The organism is Nocardioides sp. NPDC004968 (assembly GCF_040608935.1).
Taxonomy (GTDB): Bacteria; Actinomycetota; Actinomycetes; order Propionibacteriales; family Nocardioidaceae; genus Nocardioides.
This window is the reverse complement of record NZ_JBEXJF010000001.1, coordinates 463667-477919: the sequence shown is the minus strand read 5'-3', so window position 1 is coordinate 477919 and position 14253 is coordinate 463667. Positions and strand designations below refer to the sequence as shown.

The 14253-nt window shown below is 65.9% G+C and carries 16 protein-coding genes; 7 read left to right on the top strand and 9 right to left on the bottom strand.

What is annotated here, in order from left to right:
- Nucleotides 1-32: 32 nt before the first annotated feature.
- Nucleotides 33-1379 carry an LLM class flavin-dependent oxidoreductase gene (locus tag ABZU72_RS02280; RefSeq protein WP_355017284.1) on the bottom strand — a complete coding sequence of 449 codons (1347 nt, stop codon included), beginning with the start codon at nt 1377-1379 and terminating at the stop codon, nt 33-35.
- A gap of 167 nt (nt 1380-1546) precedes the next feature.
- On the opposite strand from ABZU72_RS02280, the gene ABZU72_RS02275 reads away from it, so the two are divergent.
- On the top strand, nt 1547-2443 hold the full coding sequence (locus ABZU72_RS02275; RefSeq protein ID WP_355017283.1) for a LysR family transcriptional regulator: 897 nt from the start codon (nt 1547-1549) through the stop codon (nt 2441-2443).
- Nucleotides 2443-2967: a cupin domain-containing protein gene (locus tag ABZU72_RS02270; protein WP_355017282.1), complete on the top strand. Its 525-nt coding sequence runs from the start codon at nt 2443-2445 to the stop codon at nt 2965-2967. Before ABZU72_RS02275 ends, ABZU72_RS02270 begins: the two co-directional genes overlap by 1 nt.
- Nucleotides 2968-3213: 246 nt before the next feature.
- On the opposite strand, the gene ABZU72_RS02265 is transcribed toward ABZU72_RS02270, so the two are convergent.
- The 8 genes from ABZU72_RS02265 to ABZU72_RS02230 form a co-directional block, all read right to left on the bottom strand.
- The gene (locus tag ABZU72_RS02265) at nt 3214-3684 is read right to left on the bottom strand and encodes a DUF6325 family protein (protein WP_355017281.1); all 471 of its coding nucleotides are present in this window, start codon (nt 3682-3684) and stop codon (nt 3214-3216) included.
- A gap of 219 nt (nt 3685-3903) precedes the next feature.
- Nucleotides 3904-4431 carry an RDD family protein gene (locus ABZU72_RS02260; RefSeq protein ID WP_355017280.1) on the bottom strand — a complete coding sequence of 176 codons (528 nt, stop codon included), beginning with the start codon at nt 4429-4431 and terminating at the stop codon, nt 3904-3906.
- The gene (locus ABZU72_RS02255; protein WP_355017279.1) at nt 4428-4907 is read right to left on the bottom strand and encodes a hypothetical protein; all 480 of its coding nucleotides are present in this window, start codon (nt 4905-4907) and stop codon (nt 4428-4430) included. Before ABZU72_RS02255 ends, ABZU72_RS02260 begins: the two co-directional genes overlap by 4 nt.
- A 206-nt stretch (nt 4908-5113) precedes the next feature.
- The gene (locus tag ABZU72_RS02250) at nt 5114-6013 is read right to left on the bottom strand and encodes a class II glutamine amidotransferase (protein ID WP_355017278.1); all 900 of its coding nucleotides are present in this window, start codon (nt 6011-6013) and stop codon (nt 5114-5116) included.
- A gap of 393 nt (nt 6014-6406) precedes the next feature.
- Nucleotides 6407-8125 carry an AAA family ATPase gene (locus ABZU72_RS02245; RefSeq protein WP_355017277.1) on the bottom strand — a complete coding sequence of 573 codons (1719 nt, stop codon included), beginning with the start codon at nt 8123-8125 and terminating at the stop codon, nt 6407-6409.
- 115 nt (nt 8126-8240) lie between these two features.
- Nucleotides 8241-8591, bottom strand: coding sequence for a hypothetical protein (locus ABZU72_RS02240; protein ID WP_355017276.1), 351 nt, complete (start codon nt 8589-8591; stop codon nt 8241-8243).
- Complete coding sequence (locus ABZU72_RS02235; RefSeq protein ID WP_355017275.1) at nt 8588-10129, bottom strand: hypothetical protein; 1542 nt, start codon at nt 10127-10129, stop codon at nt 8588-8590. The genes ABZU72_RS02240 and ABZU72_RS02235 overlap by 4 nt, the downstream gene beginning before the upstream one ends.
- Nucleotides 10130-10231: 102 nt before the next feature.
- Nucleotides 10232-10579, bottom strand: a complete 348-nt coding sequence (locus ABZU72_RS02230) for a GntR family transcriptional regulator (RefSeq protein ID WP_355017274.1) — start codon at nt 10577-10579, stop codon at nt 10232-10234.
- Between the two features lie 120 nt (nt 10580-10699).
- Here ABZU72_RS02230 and ABZU72_RS02225 point away from each other — a divergent pair, with 120 nt between their 5' ends.
- The 5 genes from ABZU72_RS02225 (at nt 10700) to ABZU72_RS02205 (ending at nt 14198) form a co-directional block, all read left to right on the top strand.
- Nucleotides 10700-10963 (top strand): DUF6284 family protein, encoded by a 264-nt coding sequence (locus tag ABZU72_RS02225; RefSeq protein WP_355017273.1) that lies wholly within the window; start codon nt 10700-10702, stop codon nt 10961-10963.
- A 20-nt stretch (nt 10964-10983) separates the two neighbouring features.
- Nucleotides 10984-11196, top strand: a complete 213-nt coding sequence (locus ABZU72_RS02220; RefSeq protein WP_355017272.1) for a hypothetical protein — start codon at nt 10984-10986, stop codon at nt 11194-11196.
- A gap of 126 nt (nt 11197-11322) precedes the next feature.
- Nucleotides 11323-11526 (top strand): hypothetical protein, encoded by a 204-nt coding sequence (locus ABZU72_RS02215; RefSeq protein ID WP_355017271.1) that lies wholly within the window; start codon nt 11323-11325, stop codon nt 11524-11526.
- 25 nt (nt 11527-11551) lie between these two features.
- Entirely contained in the window at nt 11552-13741 is a 2190-nt protein-coding gene (locus tag ABZU72_RS02210; RefSeq protein WP_355017270.1) for a hypothetical protein, read from the top strand.
- Between the two features lie 148 nt (nt 13742-13889).
- Entirely contained in the window at nt 13890-14198 is a 309-nt protein-coding gene (locus ABZU72_RS02205) for a hypothetical protein (protein WP_355017269.1), read from the top strand.
- Nucleotides 14199-14253: the final 55 nt, after the last annotated feature.

Genomic DNA, 14253 nt, shown 5'->3' with positions numbered 1-14253 from the left:
GGTGTGGGGTCGGCGCCCGAGCGCTCTGGAGGTCAGCTCGTCGGGGTGCGGCGAGCGAGGGTGTGGCGGTTCTCCGGGACCGGAAGGCCGAGGTTTCCGCGCAGGGTGGTGGCCTCGTACTCGCGGCGGAAGACGCCACGCTCGGTCAGGATCGGGATGACCTCCTCCACGATTCGCTTGAAGTTGGCCGGGTGATCGACGCCGATGTTGAAGCCGTCGCAGGCCCGCGCCTCCCACCACTCCTGCAGCTTGGTGGCGACGGTCTCGGGGCTGCCGACGAACTCCGACTTGCGGAAGACGCGGGTGGCCTCCACGGTCTGGCGCAGCGTCCAGCCGCTCTCGACCGCGCGCTGGGTGACCTTCTGGGCCTGGGTGAAGAAGGACCGCTCGCCGTGCTCGAGCGCCTCGGCCGGGAACGGTGCGTCGAGGTCGTACTGCCAGAAGTCGTGCCAGCCGAAGGGGCGGCCGAACTCGGCAAGGGCCTCCGCGAAGCCGTGGTCGCGCTCGTGGTCGGCGGCCTCGATTTCACGAGCTTCCTCGTCAGTGTCGCCGACGACGACCTTCACCCCCGGCATGATCACGAGTTCGTCCGGGTCGCGGCCGAAGCGGCGGGCACGGGTCTTGATGTCGTCGTAGAACGCCTGGCCGCTGCCGATGTCGGGAGCATGGGTGAAGATCCCCTCCCCTACGGAGGCACCGAGATCGCGGCCCTGGTCGGAGTCACCGGCCTGGAAGATGACCGGATGTCCTTGCGGGCTGCGCTGCAGGTTAAGCGGGCCGGCGACCTTGAAGTAGGTGCCCTCGTGATTCAGCGGGTGCTGCTTGTCGGGGTCGAGGAACCGGGCGGTCTCACGGTCGCGTACGAACGCGTCGTCCTCGTAGGAGTCCCACAACGCACGAGCGAGCTCGACGTACTCCTGGGCGCGGCCGTAGCGGGTGTCGTAGTCGTAGTGCTCATCGAGCCCGTAATTGGTCGCGGTACCGGCGTCACCGGTCGTGACCACGTTCCACCCGGCGCGACCGTGGCTGATCAGGTCGAGGGAGGCGAAGCGGCGTACCAGGTTGAACGGGCTGTTGAAGCTCGTGGTCGCGGTGCCGACCAGACCGAGATGCTTCGTGTGGGTGGCCACCGCGGAGAGCAGGGTGAGCGGTTCGAGACGGTTGAGGTAGTGCGGCGGGCTGTGCGGGGTGATGAACTGGCTGTCCACGATGAACATCAGGTCGAAGCGGCCATGCTCGGCGAGCTTGGCCGTCTGGATGAACCAGTCGATGTTCACGCTCGCGTCGCCCGGGATCTCCGGGTCGAGCCAGAGCCGGTGCTGGCCCGGACCGCCGGTGCCGTACGGAACGGCGCCCAGCTTGATCGTGCGTCGGGACATGCTGCCTCCGTGGTGGTCAGCCGCGGCCGGTTGTCAGCCCGCGGTGGCCCTCTATCCAGAGAGCCTTATGTCTATGAGTTTGATAGACAAATGGCACCGGGTCCAACGACGTTCCACGATGCTGAACCATCACGAACGCTCATCAATTGTGTATTACTCTGATCGACATGAGTCAGAATCTGGATATCGCCCCTCTGCGCAGCCTCGTCGCCGTCGCAGACTTCGGCGGCTTCCAGCGGGCCGCCACCGCGCTGCACCTGACACAGAGCGCGGTCAGCCAGCACGTACGCCGCCTGGAGGCCGCGATCGGGCGCACGCTGGTCGAGCGGCAAGGTCGTGGATCCCGGTTCACCGCCGACGGGGCTGTGCTCCTGACGCAGGCGCGCCGGATCATCGCGTTGCATGATGAGACGGTGGCGAAGTTCCGTCCCTCCCCCACCGATGCCCCGGTCACGGTCACGATCGGGTCGACCGAGCACGCCGCCGCGCAGCTGTTGCCCAACGTGTCCAGAGCGCTGTCCCAGTCGGTGCCGAAGCGCGACTTCCGATTCCGGATCGACCGCGGCAACAAGCTGCGCGAGGGCCTCACCACCGGTGGCATCGACCTGGCCCTGCTGATCCAGCAGGCCGACGATCCCCGGGCCCTCTATGTCGGAGACCTGACCCTCACCTGGTTCGCCTCGAACTCCTGGCGTCTCCCGGTGGCCACCGGCCCGGTGCCCATCGTCGCCTTCGACGAACCGTGTGCGCTTCGTAGCCGGGCGTTGGAGACGCTCGCCGATCACTCGATCCCGGCCACCATCGGCGCCGAGGCCATTCAGCTCGCCGGTGTTCAGGCAGCAGTCGGCGCCGGCCTCGGCGTAGCGCTCATGGCAACCCTCGGCGAGACTCCCGAAGGTCTGGTCCGGGTGCCTGACCTCCCAACGCCGGAGCCTCTGCCGCTCTACGTCTGCAGCCGACCCGGCCTGCCCAAGGAGACGGCCGCCCAGGTTGCCGCCGTCCTGCGACCGCTGCTCGCCCTGCCGGGCAACGACCCCGTCCTCACCCTGGCCAAAGGAGCCTGATGTCCGCCGTTCACGTACCCGCCGGGTCCTCCGACGGGGACTACATCCGCACTCCGAGCGGTGTCCTCGTCCCCGCCGAGATCGACGCCTTCCACCGGCATCTCCACCACGTGGCCCCCTCCGGTCTGGTCGACCAGACCGGACAGACCTCGGGGATGCGACGGCTCGAGGCGGTCAGCGGCAAGACCGTCGGCGCGAAGAACCTGTGGATGGGCCAGACCCATGTCCCCGCCTCGACCGCCTCGGCCAACCACCACCACGGCGCCTCCGAGACCGCGATCTACGTCGTCTCCGGCAACCCGGTCTTCGTCTTCCTCGACACCGAGGGCGACGAGCCTGTCGAGACCCGCGTGGAGACCGGCCCCGGCGACTACGTCTTCGTGCCCCCGTGGGTCCCCCACCGCGAGGAGAACCCCGACACCGACACCGAGGCCGTCGTCGTGATCGCCCGCACCACCCAGGAGGCGATCGTCGTCAATCTCGACGGGCTCGACTGGTCCGAGGTCCGTCTGCGCAACGACTGATCGACGAACGTACGCTCCTTGCCTCGCTCAGATGGAGGCCAGGAGGTCCTGGGCGGAGCCGATGGACATCAGTCGAGGGGATGTCAACGTCGTCGGTCTCGGCGGTCGTCTCGGCGGTCCTCGCGGCGATCACCCCGCCGGCGTACACCGTGGGTGACGACGGCGGCGGTACCTACGACAGCGGCCGTTCTGGCAACTGGTGCGGGGCCGATGACTCCCCGTCGTGCCCTGCGTCGCAATGGCATGTCAGTCCTCCTCCTCAAGATCTGCTTCGATAGCGGCCAAAATCGCCTGAACGGGGATACGGCCACTCGCGACGAGCTGTCCGCCGGCGTGACGCACCGCGGATCCGAACGGTGCGGCCCAGGTGTTCTCCCAGACCAACAGCGCGGCGGTGCTGCCCGGCTCGACGGCCGCCGAGACGGACTCCACGTCCTCCTGGCTCAGCAGGTTGGCCATCTCGGTCTCGTAGCCCCGGATGCCCCCGATCTCGCCCTCGTCGAGGTCGCTGATCTCGAACGCATCGAACGATCCGTCCTCGTCCTTACGGATCATCAGCAGGTCGAGGATCCGGATGATCCCTCGGTCGACGAGGTCCGTCAGTGTCGGCGCGATCTCGCCGTTGAACCGGCTGCCGGGGAACTCCACCACGATCCAGTCGACAGGGCCGAGCTCGTCAAGGGTTTCACTCTCGTGCACGGTCATCTGGTCGGTCATGCCACCACCTCCTGCTCTGCTGGTTGCGGGCACCCCTGTGGCGCCGCGTCCTTGCCATCATCGGCGGCGGAGCCCTGTCCACGCGTCATCCGAGGTGGATGACTCGGGTGGCGTTCCGACCCGGATCGCGGCGCCGAGTGCCAGCATCACGGATGCCGTCGGACAGGATGTTGAGGGAACCGACCGTCGCCATCACCACTGGCCACCCTGCGGGCGTCGTCAGGGCTGCGGGGAGTCCGATTGGGCGCGGTTGAGGAAGTCCGAGAGTGGTCCCGGCATCTCAGCGCTCCGGTCTCCCCAGTCATAGACAACACAGGTCTTGGCGATCAAGTCGTGCACAGCACGATGTTCACGCTGCACCACGATCAGGAGCAGGCCGATCCCGAAGAAGATCACGCTGAAGGGAAACACCAGCGTCCTGACGAACATGGTGCGCACCCCTGGTGCAGTGCCGTCGGCGCGTACGACGCGCAGTCCAGCCAGTCCCTTACCGATCGTCCGGCCGGTGATGGCGAGGCTGATGAAGACGTACGAGAAGGCCCAGATCGCGAAGGCAGCGATCCCGAGCAGAGTCGAGCGGTCGCCGGTGAGCGACGTGGACGTGAACATATCGAGCAGGTAGCCGAACCCGGCGACGCCCAGCGTGTAGAGGCCGGCGATGAGAAGGCCGTCGATGGCAGCGGCAGCTGCCCTGCTGATCGCTCCCGCATAGTGTCCGGACACCGAGCGGCGCACCCGGCGGGTCATCGTGCTGCCGTTCCCTGGTCGGGCGCCCCTCGTCGGGCCGCAACCAGGTTGGGCGGCCCTTCCAGTCGCTCGTCCTCGCTCCGTCGCATCAGCCGGTCCACGATCCGGTCGACGACGACGTCGAGCCCCACCAGCTGTCGCCGGGCGAGATCGAGGGCGGATCCAGCCATCGAGTAGGTGCTCTCCGCGACGATGTCGGGGATGCCGGAGCGGCGTACGAGCGCTTCGAGGTCGACGTTCCTCAGCAGGGCGTCCAGGTCTACGTCGGCGAGGAGCGTGTTGAGGTCGACCCGTGCGAGCAACGCATCGATATCGACCCGCGCCAGGACCGCGTCGAGGTCCACTCGGCTGAGCAGCGCGTTGAGGTCGACGTGTTCCAGAACGATATCGGGGTCGACGGTGTCGACGACCCTTTCCGTCACTGCGCCGGCGACCCGGCCGAGGAGCCTCTTGCTGTTCTGCCGACCGTCGGTCATGACGTCGCCGGCTCGGGCACGCGGATCGTCACAGCGTCTGCCTCAACCGGAACCGACGCAGGTCTGGGTCATCGCCTCGTCGTACGCGCAAGATTCCCATCGCAGGTTCCGCCTCCTCCAGTCGTGGATCGCTGGCAGCCTAGGGCCGTCCGATCTGTCTCTCATCACCCATCTCGTGTGATTCAGCGGTCTCGACGCGGCCTGATTCAGGGTGAGTCCGGTGCACGGGCAGGCGAAGGTGAGAACTCCTGCAGTTCCTCCCGGCCACCCTTGACGATGAGGCAGGAGGACTCCGGCACCTCCCGCCACGCCCCCCGCAAGTCCCCCAACGGTTCGGACACCACGAGGCGTGCGTCATCGGAGAGCTGATGCAGTACTGGGTTGTCGGGGTATTGGAGACGGAGTGTGGCGACGTCGGCGTTGTGGAACAGCGATCGGGACCTACCCTCGCTGGAGTACCGGAATGCCCACGTGGTTTCCCCGTCGGTGGTCGCCACCGACATCTGGATCGGGTATTCGACTCCGTGGCGTCGCCCCGTCTCCTCGATGAGGCCAACTGCCTGAGCCACCGCTTCCGGCGGGTTCTCTTGGAGTCCGAAGGTCAGGGCGAGGAAGAAGAACAGCTCCGAGTCCGTCGATCCCTCGATGTCGGGGAACAGCCCGGGCTCGACGGCCAGGGTCAGGTCGCGCTTCAGCAACGGGAAGTCGGCGATGGCCCCGTTGTGCATCCAAAGCCAGCGGCCGTGGCGGAAGGGATGGCAGTTGGTCTGCTGGACCGCCGTGCCGGTCGTCGCTCGGATGTGCGCGAAGACCCGACCGGCGGAAGCGTGGGCCGAGAGCTCTCGGAGGTTGCGGTCGTTCCAGGCGGGCTCGATGCTGTGGTAGGTCCCCGGGGTGTCCTGGGCTCCGTACCAGCCGACACCGAAGCCGTCACCGTTGACCGTTTCCACTCCCAGCCGTGCGTGCTTGCTCTGCACCACGAGCGAGTTCTCCGGCTTGAACAGAAGGTCCTCCAGGAGCACCGGCGAACCTGAGTATGCGAGCCAACGACACATGGCAATCTCCCTTCTCCGCCCCCGACACATATCGGAGCGCGACTGCTCCACTACAACAGCGAAGGCGGGCCAGCGGATCACCCGTAGCGGATAACGGCGGACCCGAATCGGTAGCGTGGCGCGGTCGGAGAGTGGTGAACCTCGCGGACAGACACAAAAAACGCCCCTGACCCGCGATGCAGGTCAGGGGCGAATCTGTCGGGCTGACAGGATTTGAACCTGCGGCCCCTTGACCCCCAGATCGTGTGTGTTCTGAGATCAACCGTGCATACGCGCGCAATGCGTGCACGGCGTGCTCAAGCCAACTGCAAGAACGGGACACCATACATGGCGTTGGGCCCACGGTGGGCCCACGGATCGGGCTTCCGAGCTACATGCCATTCACACCCGGCGCAGCCGTCACTGCGTCGTCACCGCTCGCCACTCGTCCACGGCCCGGGCTACTTATCCGCCGTGTCCGTTCGCTGCTCTGATGAAATCGAGCGTCTTCTGAACCGGCTTCCTGAGGGAGCGGTCCAGACCCGCCGTCCCCGGCCACATCGCCGTCGCCGCACGAGCGATTTTGACCTTGTCGGCCGGAGATTTCCGCCCATCGAGTTCAAGCGGGTCGGCCCAACGGTCCGTCGGCGGAACGTAAACGGCCCCTTTGTGTGACTGTGCTACGGCCTTGGCCAAGATCTCAACCGGCACATAGTTCTCGATCGTGCGGCAGTCGGTGATCCATGCGAAGCCTGGCATCGCATCGTTGTTGAACTCGTCCCGGACCCGCCTCTTCGTCGCATCGATCCTGTCCGCGGAGGCTTTCCTGTCGCTATCAATCAAGATCGCGGAATGGCGCGCTAGGCGCCGGAGCGATATGAACTCCGCGACCTCGGGCTCGTTCGCCGTCAGGTGCTTTAGAAGCCGTCCACCATAGAACATGACCGAGTAGTGGATCCCCTCGACCATGCGTTCGACTTCAGGAACACTCTCCTGCAGGAGGTCGAGCCAGTGGTTCAGGTAGATTCGGTCGGAGGGGCCCTCAACCCAGATGACTGCGTTCGACTGAATGAGGTCCGAAGGACGGTAGCCAAGGTCTGCGCAAAGGTCCGAGACCTGCTGTGCCGTGCTCGCGGGAATAACGGTGGTGCCCTCCCCGGGCGCGTGCCGTAAGTGGAGCACACTAGCTCGGCCGTAGTCGAGCATGTGAGCGGAGTGGGTAGCGATGACGTATTGGTTCGTCGTGTGCTCGGTCAGGTATCGCACGAGCTTCCGCTGGAGAAGTGGATGGAGGTGGACCTCTGGTTCCTCGATGCAAACCAGAGACTTATCCAGAAACGTCGCCGCTGCGGCAAGGATGATGACTTGATGCACTCCAGTGCCGAGGGAGTCGAGCGGTAGATCAATTCCAGCATGCTGGACGATGATCTCCTTGGAACCTGCGACCTCGACCCGAACTTCTCGGTCCTCGAATACGTCTTGAACGAACTCGTTGATCTCCTTGAACTTCTTCAATAGTCGAGCGCGATTCGGCCCTATCAACGGATTCTGATGCTCGGCGAGCCGACGAATTAGACCAGCACCGTCATATGCAATCTGACTAGGGTCCTCAGGCCCATCGAAATCGACAATCCTTCTAAAGGCTCCGATTACTTGTACGGGCGGTAGCCGATCCAACGGGTAGAGCGACTTCAACAACGCCGCTGCATCTTCAATCTCACTAGCGCGCAAGCTGTCGAGCTTGTGCCTTGCCTCTCTCAGGATGTCGATCTGTGGCGGACTCATGCCACTCAAAGCCGCCTGCAACGGCTCCGCGTCAAGGACCCATCCACGTGACCTGGGGCGCATCGAGCGACTATTGGGCTCTGGCACGTAGTGAACCCAGAAACGCCTGTCATCGCCCCGCTGGAAGGCCGGAGAACCAAGAAACGCCAGCAACCCGTCCTTATACTCGGTTAGATCGGCCTTAATGGCTTCAAGATCTTTGCCCGTACGAGGGATGGTGTAAGCGACCGCAATTCTGTACTCACCCTCCTCGCGGCCCGGCTTTGGCTGGTCGTTGAATTCGAGTGGCTCGTAATGAGATACCAACCGTGATTTCAGAAACCGGATCACGTTTGATTTCCCGGCGTTGTTCTGGCCCGCAAGCAAGGTGACCTTGTCGAGGGGCTCGAAGTAAGCCATCGATCTCAGACTGCGGAATCCTTCGACTCCGAAGCCTTGGATGAGGGGGGCGCCGCCCACCATGTCCGTACTAGGCCCCATACGGGGCTCGGTGTCGTCACTCACGACTTATCGCTCAGACGACAGATGGCCAGCGGACCGTGAGGACGATCGAATCGTCGAACGCTTGCCACGAGTGCGAAGTACCAGGGCCAAAGACGACGAAATCGCCTTCGCGCTTCATCTCCTGGTCTCCGTCAGGTAGACGAACGGAAAAGTGCCCACGGAGGAGCATGACCATTGTCGTGCGCACCTCCTCCTTAGCGACGGTCCACTCGTGGCGCTCTTCGCCCGCCTGGTGGGTGCCCCACTTGATCTCGACGTCGGTCGAATGAAGCGGACTGGTGTCGGGGTCGATGAAGTGGCCGATGAGCCAGCCGCGGCGCTCTGCGCCGTCGTCGTACGCATTTCCGGAGGCAGTCGTCACTGGGCGAATCCAATCTCGAAGTGGGGAAGCGCTACGCGCTCGGGGTGCAGTTCATGGAGACGTCGCAGGCCGAGGACGAACGCGAAGAGACCCTCGTCCGACCACGCCGGGTTGTGCGTGAGAGCCCGTAGGCCAGCCGCATCCTGAGACGAGACGAGGGTGATCCGCTCGGACTCCCAGTTGCTCTCGACGTCACCTCCGCAACGTTGCCAGAAACCCTCGTCGTGCACGGCGACAAGACACGGAAATTCATAGTTTCCGGTGAGGAGGTTGAAGCCGAATCCGGTGCACTCCATTGACCAGGCGTCCGGCCCAGCTTCGGTCAGGTAACGCATCGGCCCGGTGAGCAGATCGGGGTGCATGGGGTCGATCGTGCGGCGTGTGTCGAGGGTGGTGTCAACCTCCGCCTTGCCGAAGAGCTCCTCCTCGAGTTCTCTCGCGAGCGAAGTTCCGACACTGACCTCCCAACTCGGCTCTGAGGTCGGCTCGTGGAAGCACTTCGGGATCACGGCGAGTCGCCCGGACGCGTTGAGGACCTTCGCCCCGCGCTCCTGGATCAGCAGTGCGAAATCGGCGGGGCGTGCACCCTGCGCCGGCCGGGCGAACGCGGTTAGCGCAAGCGCCCCGCCCATGCAGTTACGCGAGCCAGGGGTGAGCACCGACTCGACCGTCGGCATCATCAGATCGCGCAGAGGGAGCGCCTCTCCCCCGGCCTGCGCGGCCGCGAACGTCTCGGCTTCCAGAAGATCCACCGTGAGCGCGTACTGCGCAAACGATCCGGTGGTGAAGGACGTACGTACGCCGTCAGGCTGCGCCTCCCACCCGGTCATCCGGTAGAGCTGGCCGTCGACGAAGCGGGTCTCCTGGACCAGACACTCAGCAAGCCTGGTTTCGGCCGCACGGCGCCAGGTGTCCGAGTCGGGCTTAGGCACGACAGCGGCCGCGTGGTCGTACGCGAATCGCTTTGCGGACTCGTTCGCCTGTAGATCGAGCGGGTTGCTGAACCAATCTGCTGCGCTCAGGATCGTGAGGCCGATGTCCACATCGCCGAGCCCGACACACACCGGCCGGTGATCGCCGAACCCCTCAGCGTAGTACTGGTGCAGCCTCTGAGCCACGGCCGAGCGGTCGGTCTCCGCCATACGCCAACGAGGCCCAGCGGCCGCGTCAACCCGAGCCGCCGCTGCAAGCACACGGGCGGCCGCGTCGTCATCCTCGCCGCTCTGGAGCCAGGCGAGCGCACTGTGAAGATTCGTCGCGACGTCCAGGCGGCTCCGCATCGCGTCTCTGATGCCCGCCGCTTCACCGAGACCTGCCAGCTGCGCGAAGCGAGCGCGCTGCGATTCGGTGGCTTGCTCTAGGACCGTGTCAAAGATCCGTTGGATTTGCAGCGAGATCGCGCCGTTGCTGCCCTTGCGCCACAACGCGACCGAGCGCGCCGACACCCCGAGCTGCTCGGCGAACTCCTCGTTTGTGAGCCGCAGAGCGGCTCTCAGCGCGTCGGCCTCTCGCGTAGTCCACTCGACAACGCTCGTCATCGGCACGCCGCCTCTCCCCCGGTGACAAGCCAACGGATTGCACTGCGATTGCACAACCGCTTCATGGTGAGAAACGCCTGATCACGGCTGACTAGAGGCATGTCAAGCACCAGCCGAATCGGCGCCACCAACGAGCTTCTCCAGCCGCTCAACGCGGCTCGACAGGTTCGCCATGTCACGCCGGAGCTGCTCGACGTCGTCAACGCTCTCCTGACCTCCCGGGAGCGCATTGACGTACGTGCCACGTCCGGTGCTCGACACGAGGACGCCTTCGCGCTGCAACTCGCGAATGGCGTTGTGAACAGTGACCTCGGCGACGCCGTACGCCTCCCGAAGCTCACGAAGCGGGGGCAGCTTTGCGCCGACCTCGTACTCGCCGTCCCGCACTCGCTGCCGGATGTCCTCGGCGACCTGCTCGTGAAGAGGGGTCGCGTTGTCTCTGCTGATCATGCATCCAAGGTAACCACAAATGCCCTGGTGTGCGTAGAGGCATTGACACACCAGATTGCCCTAGTGCACCCTAGTGTGCAGCAAGGCAATGTCACCTACGCCTACGGAAGGCACCTACCGATGGACATCTCTCCAACACACTCCGACCTCGCCGAGATTGAGGCCGAGTGGCCGCAGATCGCCGCTGAGCGCGACCTGGTCGACGCCGAATGCCGCCTGCTCGCAGACCCGGCCGACGTGCTCGCCAAGCGGGCCCACCGCCGTGCGGTGAGCGCGCTCCTGCACCTGATGGTCCAGCAGGTCAACCACGACGCGGGCAATGGCGCCGCGCCTGTCTACATGCTCACCAACTTTGGTCCGGCCGACCCGGCTGAGGCCGCCTGATTCTCGGAAGGAATCTCGTCATGGTTACTGCACCTCTCGTCCTCATCCTGGGCGTCATCGCCTTCTTCATGACCAAGGGCACCGCGTCGACCATCGCGGCCACCATCGTGAACATCCTGCTCGGGATCGCGCTGGCTTCCACGCTCATCGGCCCGCCGATGATCGACGGCCTAGAGGCCGGTTCGAACGCCGTTGTCCAGGGCATCTCCGACGCCATTAAGGCGGGTAACTGATGGCTACCGCGCTCCTGGTCCTCGGCTGCGTCGTGCTGATCGCCGAGTGGATCTATTCCGTCCTCCACGACCGCAAGGCCAACCCGAACCAGGACTGATCGAGATCCCGAGGAGGTCCCCCACGCGATGTCTGAGGGCCCGTGCCAGACGTGCGAGCAGACCCGCCGTGAGCTGCAAGTGATGCAGGAACGGATCGGGCTGCTGGTCCGGGGCCTGGCCGCCGTCCTCGCTCTGCTCGATGCCGAACAGATCGAACCGTCCATGGCTAAGCGCCGACTGCTCGCGATCGTGCATCACCGCCTCACCCACCTCATGACCCAGACCCGATGACCCAGACCAACGGAAGGACCCGACGATGACTGACTACTACCCCACGAACGGAACCGCGCCGGACAGCCCGGCCGCTCTGTTCGACAACCGAATCGGCCTCACCGAGGCCGACCACGACGACGCCTATGACGCTGAGCGTGTCGACGTGTTCGAGGGTGAGGTGCTGGCCGTGGTCGACCACGTCGACACGACCACCCCGTTCACTGAGAGCGACCAGGACGCCGACGCCGAGTCGGCCGAGTCGGGCGATCCGGACGACCTGCCCTCTACGTTGACCTGGGCTGCGCCGGATCGGGTGGCCGGTGAGCGTGCGCCGATCATCCCGCCGTGGCTGCGCTCTGCTGAGGCGCGTAAGGCCGCTGTGCGTCAGGCCGTGTCGGCTGCGGGCTACCACACCGCATTCCACGCGGTCCGGACCCCGGTCTACACCGTCAAGACGCTGGGCTACTCGGTCGTGGGTGCTGGCCGGATGACGGGCAAGGTCACCCGGTGGGTACGTGCCGAACAGGGCAACTACGAGCTGCGCCAGAAGGCCGCAGAGACCAACGACGCCTACACCTGGCAAGCCCTCAACAAGATCCGGGAGCGTGAGTCAAGGGGCCGCATGTGGGGCCTGGCACTTGCCACCGCCGCCACCCTGATCATGGTTGCGATCCTCGCCGTGACCGGGATCCTGGCGCCGGTTCTGTGGGCTGCTCTGGCCGCGCTGATCGTGGTCACCGCCCGTGCCGGCCGACCGGCTGACAAGCCGATCCTGGGCCGTGTCGCGACGGGTCGCCGGTTCACCAAGCTCACCGGTGACCTGGTCCGAAACTCACTGGTCTCGCTGGCCGTACGCGGCATCACCGCGCCGGAGCAGATCGAGTTCTGTCACCCCGGCATCCATCGTGACGGACCCGGCTGGCTGGCCCGCGTGAACCTGCCCGAGGGTGTCACCTCGGTGAAGGTGCTGGAGCGTCGTGACGGTCTGGCGTCCGCGCTGCGGATCCCGGTCGACCAGGTCTGGCCCTCGGCCGGACCCGACCACCCCGGACAGCTCGACCTGTGGGTGGGCTACAAGCCCGCCTCCGAGATGGGCCAGCCGACCTGGTCCCTGGCTGCCGAGAACGCGCGTACGTCGTTCTTCGAGCCTGCCGAGTTCAGCAGCGACGAGCGCTCCCGCCCGATCGATACGACGCTGTTCCAGCGCTCCTACCTGATCGGCGGCCAGCCCGGTTCGGGTAAGTCCTACGCCGCCCGTGCGCTGATCGCGATCGCGATGCTCGACCCGACCTGTGAGCTGAAGATCGCTGAGTTCAAGGGCACCGGCGACTTCCTCGACCTCGAACCGCTGTGCTCGACCTACGTCGTTGGCGTCGATGATGAAGCGCTGGACCAGGGCGCGGCGATCGGCCGGTGGCTGGTGGTCGAGGCCGAGAAGCGCGGCAAGCGGATCCTCGCGGCCCGCAAGCGCGGTGAGGCCCCTCAGGGCAAGGTCACCCCGGAGCTTGCTGCTAAGCCCGGTTCCGGGCTGCACCCGGTGTGTGTGGTCATCGATGAGGCTCACGAGCTGTTCCTGTACTCCCCGGACGCTGCCAGCGACTTTGAGCGTGCGATCAAGCGTCTGCGTGCTCTCGGTATCTGCGTGATCCTGGCGACCCAGATCCCCGACAAGGCGTCCCTGCCCCCGGGCATCACCCGCTGTGTCACCAACCGCTGGTGCCTCTCGGTGGCCGGTCAGGTCGAGAACGACATGATCCTCGGCACCGGTGCCTACAAGCGCGGTCTGACCGGCACCGTCTACCGGCCCGTGTTCGACGCCGGATGGGGATGCATGACCGGTGGAGCGTCCCCGGTCGCTGCCCGCTCGCAGTTCCCCGCCGACGAGGTCTGGGCCGACATGGTCGCCCGCGCCACCTCCCTGCGTGGCGGAGTCGCGGTGGGTGCGCCGATCGAGACCGCCCCGGCCCGTGACCTGCTCGCCGACCTGACCGAGGTCGCCGCCCCCAACGGCCAGCACTGGTCCAGCGCCGCGGCCAGCCTCACCGAGACCTGGCCGGACGCCTACACCCACCTTTCCGCCGACGCTCTGTCGGACATGGCACGCACCGCGGGACTCACCTCGGTCGACGTGAAGATCTCCGGCACCGTCCGCAAGGGCTACCGCCGCGCCGACCTCAACAAGCTCCGCGCCGACCGCGAGGAGGCCCAGACCGAGACCCAGACCGAGGGGTAGCGCCGGAGGTAGCGGACCACCACCCGGTAGCGAGACCGCTACCCACCCCGCTACCCCCAAACCCAGCCCTGACCAGCACAGACGTTCGAAGGTAGCGGGTAGCGACCCGCACACCGACCACCCGAAACCAGCCCAGGAGGCAGATTCCATGACACCGCTCGCCGTCGCTACCCTCGCGACCCTCGCGCTCATCACCCTCGCTGCTGGGATCTACGCCACCCTGTGCCGCGAACTGCCGTTCAAGCCGTGCCGCCGCTGCCAGGGCACCGGCTCACGCACCACCGGAACCGTGTTCCGCAAGCTCCGGGCCTGCCGCACCTGCCGAGGCACCGGCACCCGCCTCCGCACCGGGCGCGCGCTCTACAACCACGCCCGCCGCATCCACACCGAGGCGACCACCACGACCATGCCGCCCCAGCGCGACCCGAAGCAGCCGCCACAGCGCCCCGGCTGGTAACCGCCTCCCACCCCTCGCACGGGCCACACGAGCCCAGGTCCCTACCCGACCCATG

Bases quoted from the DNA above. Each gene is read 5' to 3' on its own strand.
- ABZU72_RS02245 (WP_355017277.1), bottom strand. From the start codon at position 8,125: ATGGCTTACTTCGAGCCCCTCGACAAGGTCACCTTGCTTGCGGGCCAG.
- ABZU72_RS02210 (WP_355017270.1), top strand. From the start codon at position 11,552: ATGACTGACTACTACCCCACGAACGGAACCGCGCCGGACAGCCCGGCC.
- ABZU72_RS02255 (WP_355017279.1), bottom strand. From the start codon at position 4,907: ATGACCGACGGTCGGCAGAACAGCAAGAGGCTCCTCGGCCGGGTCGCC.
- ABZU72_RS02275 (WP_355017283.1), top strand. From the start codon at position 1,547: ATGAGTCAGAATCTGGATATCGCCCCTCTGCGCAGCCTCGTCGCCGTC.
- ABZU72_RS02220 (WP_355017272.1), top strand. From the start codon at position 10,984: ATGGTTACTGCACCTCTCGTCCTCATCCTGGGCGTCATCGCCTTCTTC.
- ABZU72_RS02230 (WP_355017274.1), bottom strand. From the start codon at position 10,579: ATGATCAGCAGAGACAACGCGACCCCTCTTCACGAGCAGGTCGCCGAG.
- ABZU72_RS02215 (WP_355017271.1), top strand. From the start codon at position 11,323: ATGTCTGAGGGCCCGTGCCAGACGTGCGAGCAGACCCGCCGTGAGCTG.
- ABZU72_RS02225 (WP_355017273.1), top strand. From the start codon at position 10,700: ATGGACATCTCTCCAACACACTCCGACCTCGCCGAGATTGAGGCCGAG.
- ABZU72_RS02235 (WP_355017275.1), bottom strand. From the start codon at position 10,129: ATGACGAGCGTTGTCGAGTGGACTACGCGAGAGGCCGACGCGCTGAGA.
- ABZU72_RS02205 (WP_355017269.1), top strand. From the start codon at position 13,890: ATGACACCGCTCGCCGTCGCTACCCTCGCGACCCTCGCGCTCATCACC.
- ABZU72_RS02260 (WP_355017280.1), bottom strand. From the start codon at position 4,431: ATGACCCGCCGGGTGCGCCGCTCGGTGTCCGGACACTATGCGGGAGCG.
- ABZU72_RS02265 (WP_355017281.1), bottom strand. From the start codon at position 3,684: ATGACCGACCAGATGACCGTGCACGAGAGTGAAACCCTTGACGAGCTC.
- ABZU72_RS02270 (WP_355017282.1), top strand. From the start codon at position 2,443: ATGTCCGCCGTTCACGTACCCGCCGGGTCCTCCGACGGGGACTACATC.
- ABZU72_RS02280 (WP_355017284.1), bottom strand. From the start codon at position 1,379: ATGTCCCGACGCACGATCAAGCTGGGCGCCGTTCCGTACGGCACCGGC.